12 protein-coding genes are annotated in these 12659 nt (G+C 72.7%); 6 read left to right on the top strand and 6 right to left on the bottom strand.

Annotation, left to right across the window (positions count from 1 at the left end; all coding sequences use genetic code 11):
• Positions 1-219: 219 nt before the first annotated feature.
• On the top strand, positions 220-1407 hold the full coding sequence (locus ACFC1X_RS28675) for a 4-hydroxybenzoate 3-monooxygenase (protein ID WP_376358704.1): 1188 nt from the start codon (positions 220-222) through the stop codon (positions 1405-1407).
• A 168-nt stretch (positions 1408-1575) separates the two neighbouring features.
• A complete protein-coding gene (locus tag ACFC1X_RS28670; protein ID WP_376358701.1) occupies positions 1576-2496 on the top strand; it encodes a Bax inhibitor-1/YccA family protein in 921 nt (306 codons plus the stop codon).
• Between the two features lie 84 nt (positions 2497-2580).
• Here ACFC1X_RS28670 and ACFC1X_RS28665 read toward each other — a convergent pair whose 3' ends face one another.
• Positions 2581-2811, bottom strand: coding sequence for a DUF4287 domain-containing protein (locus tag ACFC1X_RS28665; RefSeq protein WP_052842169.1), 231 nt, complete (start codon positions 2809-2811; stop codon positions 2581-2583).
• A gap of 103 nt (positions 2812-2914) precedes the next feature.
• Here ACFC1X_RS28665 and ACFC1X_RS28660 point away from each other — a divergent pair, with 103 nt between their 5' ends.
• On the top strand, positions 2915-3226 hold the full coding sequence (locus ACFC1X_RS28660) for a hypothetical protein (protein WP_376358698.1): 312 nt from the start codon (positions 2915-2917) through the stop codon (positions 3224-3226).
• A gap of 51 nt (positions 3227-3277) precedes the next feature.
• On the opposite strand, the gene ACFC1X_RS28655 is transcribed toward ACFC1X_RS28660, so the two are convergent.
• The 3 genes from ACFC1X_RS28655 to ACFC1X_RS28645 form a co-directional block, all read right to left on the bottom strand.
• Positions 3278-4081, bottom strand: a complete 804-nt coding sequence (locus ACFC1X_RS28655; RefSeq protein ID WP_376358696.1) for a hypothetical protein — start codon at positions 4079-4081, stop codon at positions 3278-3280.
• A 297-nt stretch (positions 4082-4378) separates the two neighbouring features.
• Complete coding sequence (locus ACFC1X_RS28650) at positions 4379-5599, bottom strand: acetyl-CoA C-acetyltransferase (protein WP_376358693.1); 1221 nt, start codon at positions 5597-5599, stop codon at positions 4379-4381.
• 372 nt (positions 5600-5971) lie between these two features.
• Entirely contained in the window at positions 5972-6997 is a 1026-nt protein-coding gene (locus ACFC1X_RS28645; protein ID WP_376358691.1) for an SGNH/GDSL hydrolase family protein, read from the bottom strand.
• A 177-nt stretch (positions 6998-7174) separates the two neighbouring features.
• On the opposite strand from ACFC1X_RS28645, the gene ACFC1X_RS28640 reads away from it, so the two are divergent.
• The gene (locus ACFC1X_RS28640) at positions 7175-8560 is read left to right on the top strand and encodes a cystathionine beta-synthase (protein ID WP_376358689.1); all 1386 of its coding nucleotides are present in this window, start codon (positions 7175-7177) and stop codon (positions 8558-8560) included.
• Positions 8561-8949: 389 nt separating this feature from the next.
• Here the strand turns inward: ACFC1X_RS28640 and ACFC1X_RS28635 are convergent, their stop codons facing one another.
• Positions 8950-9372 (bottom strand): hypothetical protein, encoded by a 423-nt coding sequence (locus ACFC1X_RS28635; protein WP_376358777.1) that lies wholly within the window; start codon positions 9370-9372, stop codon positions 8950-8952.
• Between the two features lie 197 nt (positions 9373-9569).
• Here ACFC1X_RS28635 and ACFC1X_RS28630 point away from each other — a divergent pair, with 197 nt between their 5' ends.
• Both ACFC1X_RS28630 and ACFC1X_RS28625 read left to right on the top strand, forming a co-directional pair.
• Complete coding sequence (locus ACFC1X_RS28630; RefSeq protein ID WP_376358687.1) at positions 9570-10448, top strand: MurR/RpiR family transcriptional regulator; 879 nt, start codon at positions 9570-9572, stop codon at positions 10446-10448.
• Between the two features lie 112 nt (positions 10449-10560).
• A complete protein-coding gene (locus tag ACFC1X_RS28625; RefSeq protein WP_376358684.1) occupies positions 10561-11148 on the top strand; it encodes a hypothetical protein in 588 nt (195 codons plus the stop codon).
• 96 nt (positions 11149-11244) lie between these two features.
• Here ACFC1X_RS28625 and ACFC1X_RS28620 read toward each other — a convergent pair whose 3' ends face one another.
• The gene (locus ACFC1X_RS28620) at positions 11245-12636 is read right to left on the bottom strand and encodes a diaminopimelate decarboxylase (RefSeq protein WP_376358774.1); all 1392 of its coding nucleotides are present in this window, start codon (positions 12634-12636) and stop codon (positions 11245-11247) included.
• Positions 12637-12659: the final 23 nt, after the last annotated feature.

The raw sequence follows: 12659 nt of genomic DNA, 5'->3' as shown, positions 1-12659 counted from the left end.
GGGCCTGTTCTCCTACCCCCCCCCCCCCCCCACCATCACCCCCCCCCCCCCGGGGCGGCCGCCCCCCCGCGGGGCGGCCCCCCCCCGCTGCCCATTGCCGACCTGGATCGACGAGGGGATGGGCGCATACCGTTGACAGCGGTGCGCGTGTGGTCGGAAACTCACCCCGACGAAGAGTGAAGGAAATTTCACCACGCGAACGTGACGAAGGGACGACCGATGCGCACCACCGTCGGCATCATCGGGGCCGGCCCCGCCGGACTCCTGCTGGCCCGGCTGCTCCACAACGCCGGGATCGACTCGGTCGTCCTGGAGAGCCGCGACCGCGCCTACGTCGAGCGCAGGCAGCGCGCCGGGATCCTGGAGCAGGGCACGGTGGACGTGCTGCGCGCGGCCGGGGCGGGGGAGCGGATGGACCGCGAGGGGCTGCGCCACGACGGGATCGAGCTGCGCTTCGACCGGCGGCGCCACCGCGTGGACTTCCCCGCGCTCACCGGCGGCAGGTCCGTCATGGTCTACGCCCAGACCGAGGTCTGCAAGGACCTCATCGCCCTCCAGCTGGAGGACGGCGGGCCCCTGCTGTTCGAGGCCGAGGCGCTGGCCGTGGAGGGCGCCGAGACCGACCGCCCGCGCGTCCGCTTCCGGCACGGGGGCGCCGACGGCGCCGGGGGGACGGAGGACGTCCTGGAGTGCGACTACGTCGTCGGCTGCGACGGCTTCTGGGGCGTCGCCCGGACGGCGGTCCCGGACGGCCGCACCTTCGAACGGACGTACCCCTTCGGCTGGCTCGGCATCCTCGCCGACGTCGCCCCCTCCCACGACGAGCTGGTCTACGCCCGCCACGACCGCGGCTTCGCCCTGCTGTCCATGCGCTCCCCGTCCGTCTCCCGCCTCTACCTCCAGGTCCCCGCGGACACGGACGCCGACAGCTGGAGCGACGACGAGATCTGGGCCGAGCTGGAGCGCCGCTTCGAGACCGACGACGACTGGACCCTCCAGAGGGGGCCGATCACCCAGAAGTCCGTCACCCCCATGCGCTCCTACGTCCACGAGCCCATGCGGCACGGCCGCCTCTTCCTGGCCGGGGACGCCGCGCACATCGTGCCGCCCACCGGCGCCAAGGGCCTCAACCTCGCCGTCGGCGACGTCGTCACCCTCGCGCGGGCGCTGGCCCACCGCGCCGCGACCGGCTCCGACGCGCTGCTCGACGCCTACTCCGCCACCTGCCTGCGCCGCGTCTGGCAGGCCGAGCGGTTCTCGTACGACATGACGACCCTGCTGCACCGCGACCCGGCCGCCACGCCCTTCGAGGACCGCCTCCAGGTGGCCCGCCTGGACCGGATCGCCTCCTCCCGCGCCGCCGAGACCGACCTCGCCGAGGCCTACACCGGGTTCCCGATCGGGTGAGCGGTCCCGCGCGTCCCGACTGGCCCCGGCCGTGAGGGGAATCACTGATCGGCGTAGCGTGTTGTGCGCCAGAGCGAGGGAAAGATCCTCCCCAAGCAGTAGGGTCATTCCTTTGCCGTTCTATTACTCTTGAGCCAAGGCTGCGCCGTGTGGCCATGGAGGAGTGAAATGAGGAGCAGAAACCCGGTCTTCTCGCGACGGGGGTTCAGCCGCGACAACGGCTACGCGGGCTTCAACGCCGCGCCGCAGGCCGGGGGACCCGCCGTAGCCACGCAGGGCAACCCGTACGCGCAGGGCACGCAGGGCAACCCGTACGCCCAGCCCGCCGACAACCCGTACGCGCAGAACCCGTACGCCCAGCAGGACCTTCAGTACGGCGCGCCGCCGCAGGCGCCGGCCACCACCGGCCGGATGACGATGGACGACGTCGTCATCCGCACCGGCAGCACGCTCGGCGTGCTCGTGGTGACCGCCGCGCTCGCGTGGGCGCTGCTGCCCGTGGACGACGCCAACATCGGCCGTTCCATCGGCATCGGCATCGGTGCCGCGCTGGTCGGCATGGTCCTGGCGCTCGTGCAGTCCTTCAAGCGCAAGGCCTCGCCCGCGCTGATCCTGACGTACGCGGCGTTCGAGGGTGTCTTCCTCGGCGTCATCTCCAGCGTCGTCGACAACCGCATCGCGGACGGCGCGGCCATGCAGGCCGTGATCGGCACGATGGCGGTCTTCGCCGGTGTGCTGATCGCCTACAAGGCCGGCTGGATCCGCGTCAACCGCCGCTTCTACGGCTTCGTGATGGCGGCGGCGCTCGGCTTCGTCTTCCTGATGATGGTGAACCTGCTGTTCGCCGTCTTCGGCGGCGGCGACGGCCTCGGCTTCCGCAGCGGTGCGCTCGGTGTCGTCTTCGGCGTCATCGGTGTCATCCTCGGCGCCTGCTTCCTCGCCCTGGACTTCAAGCAGGTCGAGGACGGACTCGCCTACGGTGCCCCGCGCGAGGAGGCCTGGCTCGCGGCCTTCGGCCTCACGCTGACGCTGGTCTGGATCTACCTCGAGTTCCTGCGACTCATCGCGATCTTGAACAGCAACGACTAGCGGAAACCGCTGGCGGTGTGACAAGTGAAGGGCCCCGGGCTTCCAGCCCGGGGCCCTTCGTCGTCGCGATGCCGGCGCGCCCGCTCAGAGCAGGTTGCGCGCGGCCCTTCTCAGGTCGTACTCGTGGACGATGGCCTTCGCGTGACCGTACGCGAGGTTGTGTTCGTGGCGGAGCCAGCTGACCTTCTCCTCGAAGCGGAAGAGGGCGGGGCCGTCCTCGACGGCACGCAGCCAGTCGGAGATCTCACGACCGGTGCACTGGGGAATGCGGGCGAGCAGATTGCGATGGGTCTCCTCGGAGAAGACTTGGGACATCGGCGCCTCCGGGCGAAAGGGGATGTAAGCCGGTCCTTCAGGTCACCGTGCCTGAGTGTTCGCCCGTTGGCAACAGTCCCGGACGGCCGCGTACGCTCACGCCGTGGTTGATACGACGCCTTTGACCCGTGCCGTGGACGACTTCGCCGACCGGCTGCGGGCCGCCCCGCAGAGCAGACTCCAACGCGGTGCCGCCGCCGAGGCGCTGGAGCTGGCCAGGGAGCTGGCCCGGCGCGCCCAGCTGATCGAGGAACCGGGGGCCGAGCCCCGTCTGATGCCCGACGCGGGGATGTTCGCGGCCGCCGACCAGATCGCCGTCGCCGCACACGACTTGGCCCTCGTACTGACGGACGAGGGCCAGGTGGAGGAAGCGGCGGCGCTGGTGGAGGAGGCCCGCAAGCGGGCCGGGGTCTAGGGTCCCGGTGCGGGAGGGTCCTGTGTGCCGGGACTGCCAGGACTGCCAGGACTACAGGGACGCGATGACCCGGTCCGCCAGGATGTACACGTTCTCCTCGCCGCACGCGAAGGTCAGCGTGTAGGCGCCGGAGATCCCCGAGCCGCCGAGGAGGTACGGCGTCTGGCCGGCGCCCAGCGCGGCCGCCAGGCGCTCCGCGGTCTCGCGGTGGCCCGGGGTCATGCACAGGGTGGTGCCGTCGGAGAAGACGTACACGTCGAGGGTGCCCAGCGGCCCCGGACGGACGTCCGCGAGCGTGACGCCCGACTCGGCCAGCCCCTCCAGGGTGGCGACGGTCCGCTCGTGGTCGTTCACGGCCGGTGCCGGGTTCGGCACGAAGTCCGGGTGCGAGGGGTGCCGGCGGCGGGCGGCGGCCAGCTCGGCGGAGTCCCTCGGGCCGGCGACGTCCTGCGCGGACGGCTCGTCGCTGTCCGCGACCGGCTCGATCACGGGCTCCAGGCCCACGAGGTCGGCCTGGCGGGGCAGGAACAGCTCACTGTCGGTCAGCCCGAGCAGCAGCGGCGCGTCGGACGCGTCCCTCGACTCCTGGGCGGCCCAGAAGGCCCTCGCCTCGGCGAGTTCCCGCTCGCGCTCCTCGGCGAGCGCCTCCGCGACGGCGGCGCGTATCTCCTCGGCGTCGGCGGTGGTGCGGGCGGCGGGCACGCGGCCCCGCGTGGCGGTGGCCCGGCTCTCGGCCAGCTCGGCGCGCAGGGCCGTCACCTGCCGGCGCAGCACCAGAATGCTGCGCAGGACGGCGACGCCCACGGCGCCGGTGGCGGCCGTGGTGAGCAGCAGGGCGATCGGCATGGCGCTCACTGACGTACTCCCGGTTCAAAGTCGACCCCCGACTTCCTACATCAGCTTGAAGGGAGGACTAACCGTCTGTCAGTGCGTAACGTCACGAAACGGACAGGACTTTGGGCCCGGAAGGGAGGGGTGTGGTTGGTCTGACCTGCGTAAATCAAGGGGGCGGGAGAGGTAGGTCACATCCTGGGGGAGATTGGGTCACAAAACGGCCCAGAACCCTGTGGTCACAGGGTCCCGGGCCGTGGTGTCACGCAGGGTCCCCCGGGCGCTACTGACAGTCTTTCAGTCACCCGCCCGGTACGGCCCTCAGCTGAGGCGCTCGATGACCATCGCCATGCCCTGGCCGCCGCCGACGCACATCGTCTCCAGGCCGAACTGCTTGTCGTGCCACTGGAGGGAGTTGATGAGCGTGCCGGTGATGCGGGCGCCGGTCATGCCGAAGGGGTGGCCGACGGCGATGGCGCCGCCGTTGACGTTCAGCTTCTCCAGCGGGATGCCGAGGTCGCGGTAGGAGGGGATGACCTGCGCGGCGAACGCCTCGTTGATCTCGGCCAGGTCGATGTCGTCGATGGTCAGCCCGGCGCGGGACAGCGCCTGCTTGCTGGCCTCGACCGGGCCCAGGCCCATGATCTCGGGGGAGAGGCCGGAGACGCCGGTGGAGACGATGCGGGCGAGCGGGGTCAGGCCCAGCTCGCGGGCCTTGGTGTCGCTCATGATCACGAGGGCGGCGGCGCCGTCGTTGAGCGGGCAGCAGTTGCCGGCGGTGACCAGCCCGTCGGGGCGGAACACCGGCTTCAGGCCCTGGACGCCCTCCAGGGTGACGCCGGCGCGGGGGCCGTCGTCCTTGGCGACGACGGTGCCGTCGGGGAGGGTCACCGGGGTGATCTCGCGCTCCCAGAAGCCGTTCTTGATGGCTTCCTCGGCGAGGTTCTGGGAGCGGACGCCGAACTCGTCCATGTCCTGCCGGGTGACGCCCTTGGAGCGGGCGAGGTTCTCGGCGGTCTGGCCCATCGCGATGTACGGGTCCGGGACCAGGCCGTCCTCGCGCGGGTCGTGCCAGGTGGTGCCCTCCTGCTCGGCGACGGCGGCGGTACGGGCCTCCGCCTCGGCGAACAGCGGGTTGCGGGTGTCCGGCAGGCTGTCGGAGTTGCCCTTGGCGAACCGGGAGACCATCTCGACGCCGGCCGAGATGAAGACGTCGCCCTCGCCGGCCTTGATGGCGTGCAGGGCCATGCGGGAGGTCTGCAGGGACGAGGAGCAGTACCGGGTGACGGTGCAGCCCGGCAGGTGGTCCATGCCCATCTCGACGGCGACGATCCGGCCGAGGTTGTTGCCCTGCTCGCCGCCGGGCAGGCCGCAGCCGAGCATCAGGTCGTCGATGTCCCGGGGGTCCAGTTCCGGAACCTTGGCGAGCGCGGCCTGGATGATCGTGGCGGCCAGGTCGTCGGGGCGCAGGTCCTTCAGGGAGCCCTTGAAAGCGCGGCCGATGGGGGAGCGGGCGGCAGAAACGATCACGGCTTCGGGCATCACGGCTCCAGTGGAGAGGCGGTGGGCGGCTGCTGGGGAAGTTACCCGGACGTATGGCCTGGGTCACGGGTGTGGGGGTGTGACATGGACCGCAACTTTCTAAGCGCTTGCTTTTGCCTCCGGCGGTTGGGCGGGATTCTTCGTGCGGGGCGTTGTGGCGGGCGTCGCTGGGGGCTGCCGCCCCCAGACCCCCGCTTCGGCCTGAACGGCCTCGTCCTCAAACGCCGGACGGGCTGAAAGGGGCCGACCGCCCCAGCTGCGGGCAGACGGGCTGAAAGCGACCGACCGCCCCAGCTGCGGGCAGTCGTGCCGCTGGGGCGGCACGGGTGGGCGCAGCGGTACCCGGCCAGTGCCGGTGAGCGCCCCCCCGCCCTACCTCGGCTGGGCCGACGGTGTCGGCTCCGTCTCCGACACCCTGCGGCGCCGGCGGCGCTTGAGCAGTGCCCACGGCCCCCGGGGTCCCGTAGGCATCGCGGCGGCGACCTCCGTGCCGGCCTCCGACGCGGCCTCCGCCGCCGCCCGGGCCACCGGCAGGAAGCCCTCGCGGCGCAGGGCGTCGGGGTGCTCCTCCTCGGCCGGCCACAGGCCGAGCGCGGCGCACACCGACGGCAGGACGGCCATCGCGGCCGTGGCGTACCCCTCCGCGGAGGGGTGGTAGTTGTCGGGGCCGAACAGCTCCCGCGGGTTCTGCGCGAACTCCGGGCCCAGCAGATCGCCCAGCGACACCGTCCGCCCGCCCTGCTCCACGACGCCGATCGTCTGCGCCGCCGCCAGCTGCCGCGAGGTGCGCCGGGCCACCCAGCGCAGCGGCTGCCGCACCCGCTCGATCGTGCCCAGGTCCGGGCAGGTGCCGACGACGACCTCCGCACCGGCCGTGCGCAGCCGCCGTACCGCCCCCGACAGGTGCCGGACCGACTGGGTCGCCGGCATCCGGTGGGTGACGTCATTGGCGCCGATCATGATCACGCAGATGTCGGGCACCCGGCCGTGATCCGCGAGCACCAGCGCCACCTGCCGGTCCAGGTCGTCCGAACACGCCCCGGGCGCCGCGACCGAACCCAGGTCCACCGGCCGCTCGGCCACCGCCGCCAGCCCCGAGGCCAGCAGCGCGCCCGGTGTCTGACCGGCCCGGTGCACACCCTGCCCGGCGGCCGTGGAGTCGCCCAGCATCATCAGCCGCAGCGGCGGCTCACCGGCCGCCGGCAGGCCGTTCCCGTACAGACCCCGCGCGTTCGGCACCCGGTCGGGCGTGCCGATGCCCACCCGGCGCCTGGCCAGCTGCACCTCCGCCAGCAGCAGACCGACCGCGGCCGCACCGGCCAGCCCGATGCCACCGCCTCCGTAAGCCGCTCCCGCCGCGATCCGGCGCGCCACCCTCGCTCTGGACATGCTCGTCATACGTCGCCGCCACCTCCTTCAAGCCGTACACCCACTCCTTGCCCCGTACGGACGGTCGCCCAATCTCAACGGGGAGTGAACGACCGTCACGTGGCACGGGCGGGTGCACGGGCCGGGCAGGCCATAGGCTGGCCGGACCGATAAACGACCCATCCTTTGCGGCATCCGGAGACCACGGTGCATTTCCACGACTCGATGATCAGCCTCGTCGGCAACACCCCGCTGGTGCGGCTCAACAGCGTGACCAAGGGCCTGAGGGCTACCGTCCTGGCCAAGGTGGAGTACTTCAATCCGGGCGGCTCGGTGAAGGACCGCATCGCCCTGCGCATGATCGAGGCCGCCGAGAAGAGCGGAGAGCTGCAGCCCGGCGGCACGATCGTCGAGCCCACCAGCGGCAACACGGGCGTGGGCCTCGCGATCGTGGCCCAGCAGAAGGGCTACAAGTGCATCTTCGTCTGCCCTGACAAGGTGTCCACCGACAAGATCAACGTCCTGCGCGCGTACGGCGCCGAGGTCGTCGTCTGCCCGACCGCGGTCGACCCCGAGCACCCGGACTCCTACTACAACGTCTCCGACCGGCTGGTCCGCGAGACGCCGGGCGCCTGGAAGCCGGACCAGTACTCCAACCCGCACAACCCGCTCTCCCACTACCACTCCACGGGCCCCGAGTTGTGGGAGCAGACCGCGGGGAAGCTCACCCACTTCGTGGCCGGCGTCGGCACCGGCGGGACCATCTCCGGCACCGGCCGGTACCTGAAGGAGATCAGCGACGGCGCCGTGCAGGTGATCGGCGCCGACCCCGAGGGCTCGGTCTACTCCGGCGGTTCCGGACGGCCGTACCTGGTCGAGGGCGTCGGCGAGGACTTCTGGCCGACCGCGTACGACCGGAACGTCGCCGACGAGATCGTCCCCGTCTCCGACAAGGACTCCTTCCAGATGACCCGCCGCCTCGCCAAGGAGGAGGGCCTGCTGGTGGGCGGCTCCTGCGGCATGGCGGTCGTCGCGGCGCTGGAGGTGGCGGCGCGGCTCGGCGAGGACGACGTGGTGGTCGTACTGCTGCCGGACAGCGGGCGCGGCTACCTCAGCAAGATCTTCAACGACGAGTGGATGGCCGACTACGGCTTCCTGGAGGACGCCGGCCCCAGTGCCCGCGTCGCCGACGTCCTGAACCACAAGGAGGGCGACTCCATCCCCTCCCTCGTCCACATGCACCCGGACGAGACGGTCGGTCAGGCCATCGACGTGCTGCGCGAGTACGGCGTCTCGCAGATGCCCATCGTCAAGCCCGGCGCCGGCCACCCGGACGTGATGGCCGCCGAGGTCGTCGGCTCGGTCGTGGAACGCGAGCTGCTGGACGCCCTGTTCACCAAGCGCGCCTCGCTGGACGACCCGCTGGAGAAGCACATGTCCGCCCCGCTGCCGCAGGTCGGCTCCGGTGAGCCGGTCGAGGACCTGATGTCGGTGCTCGGTAGCGCCGACGCGGCGATCGTCCTCGTCGAGGGCAAGCCGACCGGCGTGGTGAGCCGTCAGGACCTGCTGTCCTTCCTGGCCCGGGGGAAGTAGAACCGGCGGTGTCCGCCGGGTGAACCCCCGGTGCCCACCGCCGACTTGGCCCGCTCCGCGATCTTCGTGGACTTCGCGGAAGTGGTACGCGCACGTCACGTGCGCGCAGCAGTCGCTTAACACGCGACCGGCAGAGTATGCGGTGTCGGCGGGATTGGTGGGGGTCCCTCCCAGGCGTTAAGCACTGGGGGGAGGCTCCCCGGTCCGGCCGGCGCCGAACGGCGTCACGGACCTTCCGGAGCGGCTCCCGGACCTCCAAGGACGCCACGGACGCGCCGCCCCGGCCGTGAGGCCCGGCACCGCGCGTCCCCCGCGGGGACCGCCGTCGTCCCGCCCCCCAGTGATGGGGGTGCCGGCGGTCCCCGCGCAGTCTTCTGCGGTTCCCTCTGTCAGTCCTCCCAGGCGTCGTCCCGCCGGGCGCGGCGGCGTCCGAACAGGCCCGGGTTGGTGCGGGCGGCCTGCACGACGTTCACCCCGACGATGCCCGCCCAGGCGACCAGCAGTCCGGGGAGGTCGGCGACTCCGCCGCCGATCGCGGACAGCGGGACCGCCAGCACCAGCGAGACGATGCCGAAGCCGAAGCGCTCGCCGAAGGAGTCCGTGGACCTCGGCGTCCGGCTCTCCCGGGCCGTGGTCATCTGCTGCTCGGCGAGCTGCCGGCGCACCCGGCGCTCGACCGCGCCGTCGATACGCTGGTCGACCTTCTCCAGGAACGAGTCGACCAGCGCGGACTCGTACTCCTCACCCAGCTCCCTGCGGGTCTGCAGGGTGGCGTCGAGTTCCTTCTTGAGGTCGGCGTCCCGCGCGTCCATTCCCGTCATGCCCCTCAAGGTAGGCGGCCGGGAAGGCGGCGGCACTGGGGATAGCCCCCGTTTTCGACGGGGGACGACCCGTAAGGGGCCGGGGAGGGTGCGGTCTCGTTAGCGCTCGGCATCGTGCGGTCCGGCGCCTCGCTGTATAACGGTATGCAGTGACCGGGCGACGTGAATAGACCAAGGGGGAGCACGCCATGAGCGGGACCAGCGGGACCGGAGCGGCCGGCGGCGCCAACGGGGCCGACAGCCCGGCCGCGCGCCTGCAGGCGCTCTTCGAGGGGCACCGGCTGACGCCGACCCAGCGGCGCATCGCGCACAGCATGGTGCGCCGCGCACCCGAGGTGCCCTTCCTGTCGAGCGTGGAACTGGCCGAACTGGCGGGCGTCAGCCAGCCGTCCGTGACCCGCTTCGCCGTCGCGCTCGGCTTCGACGGCTACCCGGCGCTCCGCCGCCATCTGCGCGAGGTCGCCCCGGCGGAACCGGTCGCCGGCACCGGCTCCCGCAACGAGTACCAGCAGGCGGTGGCCGCCGAGATCGAGAACCTGCGGCATCTGGCGGAGGTGCTGGCCGACCCGGGGCCGGTGGGGGAGGCGGGCCGCCTGCTCGCCGGGAGCCGGCCGCTGCCGGTGCTCGGGCTGCGGGCCGCCGCGGCCCAGGCGCACGGCTTCGCCTACTTCGCCGCGAAGGTCCACCCGGACGTCCGGCTGCTCAACGAGGGCGGCACGATGCTCCACGACCGCGTCGACGCCGCCGTCCGGGCCGGCGCCACCGCCCTGCTCTGCTTCGCCCTGCCCCGGCATCCGCGCGAGGTCGTCGACGCGCTCACCCACGCCAAGGAGGCCGGGCTCATGGTGGTGACGGTCGCCGACTCCGCCTTCGCGCCGGTCGCCAAGGTGTCCGACCTGCTGCTGCCCGCCGCCGTCGGCACCGGTCTCGCGTTCGACACCGCCTGCGCGCCCATGCTCCTCGGCCGGGTGCTGCTCGAGGCGATGTGCGACGACCTGCCGGACGCGCAGGCCCGGCTGGAGGAGTTCGACACCAAGGCCGCGGCGCGAGGGCTGTTCGTGGAGTGACCCGGACGGCGGACGCGTTCTCAGACTCGTCTCAGCTTGCGCCGTTACAGTGCGGCGCCTGACACACCCTTCAGACGTATCGCATGGGCAGAAACGGGACGGGAGGCAGGACGTGGCGCGCGGAGGACAGGTGGGGCTGGCTCGGGTCGCCGTCGTCGTACGGGCGGGAGCCGCACCGCTGTGGTGGCTGGGCGTTCTCGCGGCGGGCGTCGGCGTGCTGGTGCCGGGGCTGACCGGGCGCCGGATCGGCGTACTGGCCGGTGCCGCGCTGTTCATCGTCGCGGCGGCCGTCGTGGCGTGGACGCGGCGCAGGCGCTACACGGCCCTGGCCGGCTCGGCCGCCCGCGCGGGCAAGCACGACGTACTCCAGGACCGCGCGGTGACCCTGCGCAACTGGCGCCGGGGCCACCGCTGGTGGCTGCTCCTCGCCTTCCTCGCCGCCCTGGGCAGCGCCTTCGCCGTGCCCGCCGCGGGCGGACTGGTGATGGCCGGCTGCGGCGCGGGCCTGTGGCTCAAGTCCGCCTGGCTCGGCCGCCGCGAACAGTCCGGCGACGCCCTCCTGTGGGTCCGCGTGGACTGGCTCGCCGACAACACCGGCCGCCCGGCGGGCAAAACGGTCAGGGCCTACCGCAGCACGGGCATCGCGGCAGGCGACGCGGCCCCGGGCGGCGCGAGGCGCAAGTCCCCGACGTTGGTCTGAAGGGGCGGGGCGCGCAGCGCGCCCGCCAGGGGCGCGGGGCGGTGACATCATGCGGCTCCGCCGCGTGGGCGCGCTCAGCCACGACGAACGGCCGGCCTACGAACCACCGGCACCCCCACGGCGACCGGCGACGGTCAGCGCATCGGCGTAACCCCCACCCGCCTCGGCCACGATCTCCTCAACACGCTGCTCCTCCCGCACGGTGGCGAAGGCAATGTCCCCGTCCCCGCCCCCGTCGGAGACGAACCCGTACACCCCAGGCCGCGCCAGCGAGTTGTACGCGTAGTGATGCGCGAAGTAGTACGCCCCCGTGTCCAGCGCCGCCGCGTAGTCCCCCTGCTCCAGCAACGGCATCGCCCGCCCCACGGCCAGCAGGTCCCCCGCGAAGCACGCCGGCCCCGCCACGTCCTGGACCACCGCGGGCCCCTCCTTCGGCGACCCCTTGCCGTCGTACGCGGCGATCCGCAGCGGCCACGCCCCCGGCGCGTACACCGTCCGCGTCGCGACCTGCACGCCCGCGTGCGTCACCGCGACCGGCCGCCCGCCCGCGCTCTTGGCGTACTCCACGCGCGCCACGACCGTGCCGTGCTTGGCCAGCAGGGACCGCCCGAACTCGGTGACCAGCCCGTACCGCCCGTCGAACAGCCCCGGCACCGCCTCGCGCAGTACGCGCGCGTACTCGGCGTACGTCGGTGACTCCTCGTCCGACGCGAAGTTCACCGGCAGCCCGCCGCCGATGTCCAGGGTGTCGACCTGCTGCCGCCCGGCCCGCTCGTTGATCTCCTCGGCGAGGGCGTACGACGCGGCCACGCCCTCGGCCATCAGGGTGAGCGGGATGCCCTGGGACCCGGTGTGGGTGTGCAGCCGGGTCAGCCACGGCCGGTCCAGGTAGGCCCGCACCACCCACTCCCGCGCCCCCTCGTCCCGCAGCGCCACGCCGAACTTCGAGGTCGCGGTCGCCGTCGAGAGCGCCTCGATGGAACCCCCGCCGACCTGCGGGTTCACCCGGATTCCGAGGGGCGAGGCGGTGTCGGGCAGGGACTTCACCAGGGCGTCGAGGCGCTCCAGCTCCTGGGGGTTGTCCGCGTTGACCGCGATCCCCAGCTCCAGCGCCTCCCGCAGCTCGGCCGGCGTCTTCGCGGGCGAGTCCAGCACCGTTCGCTCCGCCGGCACCCCCGCGGCCCGGGCCAGCGCCAGCTCGCCGGGGCTGGCCACCTCCACGCCGATGCCCTCCTCGTGCAGCAGCCGCAGCACCGGGACCAGTGGGGTCGCCTTGACCGCGAAGGCGTGCAGCACGGGCGTACCGGGCGCCGTCACCGCGTCGAACGCCGCCCGCAGGGCCGCCGCCGACTCCCGGATCCCGGCGACGTCGAGGAGCCCGACGATCGGAACGTCGGGTCCGAGCAGCCCCCGCTCCACGGCCGCCCGCACCGCACCGTCCCGCCGCGCGGCCCGCTCCGTCCCCGTGCCGTCGAGGTCACCGCTCATGCCCGTGCCGTCGCTCACGCGAT

Origin of the sequence: Streptomyces sp. NPDC056128, assembly GCF_042263835.1 — a bacterium.
GTDB lineage: Bacteria > Actinomycetota > Actinomycetes > Streptomycetales > Streptomycetaceae > Streptomyces.
The sequence above is the reverse complement of the archived record's forward strand: the minus strand, read 5'-3'. Positions and strand labels throughout refer to the sequence as shown.

What these genes read in the sequence shown, in the direction of transcription:
- ACFC1X_RS28675 (WP_376358704.1), top strand. Translation starts at nt 220, where the DNA reads ATGCGCACCACCGTCGGCATCATCGGGGCCGGCCCCGCCGGACTCCTG.
- ACFC1X_RS28665 (WP_052842169.1), bottom strand. Translation starts at nt 2,811, where the DNA reads ATGTCCCAAGTCTTCTCCGAGGAGACCCATCGCAATCTGCTCGCCCGC.
- ACFC1X_RS28635 (WP_376358777.1), bottom strand. Translation starts at nt 9,372, where the DNA reads ATGGACGCGCGGGACGCCGACCTCAAGAAGGAACTCGACGCCACCCTG.
- ACFC1X_RS28650 (WP_376358693.1), bottom strand. Translation starts at nt 5,599, where the DNA reads ATGCCCGAAGCCGTGATCGTTTCTGCCGCCCGCTCCCCCATCGGCCGC.
- ACFC1X_RS28670 (WP_376358701.1), top strand. Translation starts at nt 1,576, where the DNA reads ATGAGGAGCAGAAACCCGGTCTTCTCGCGACGGGGGTTCAGCCGCGAC.
- ACFC1X_RS28620 (WP_376358774.1), bottom strand. Translation starts at nt 12,636, where the DNA reads ATGAGCGGTGACCTCGACGGCACGGGGACGGAGCGGGCCGCGCGGCGG.
- ACFC1X_RS28630 (WP_376358687.1), top strand. Translation starts at nt 9,570, where the DNA reads ATGAGCGGGACCAGCGGGACCGGAGCGGCCGGCGGCGCCAACGGGGCC.
- ACFC1X_RS28645 (WP_376358691.1), bottom strand. Translation starts at nt 6,997, where the DNA reads ATGACGAGCATGTCCAGAGCGAGGGTGGCGCGCCGGATCGCGGCGGGA.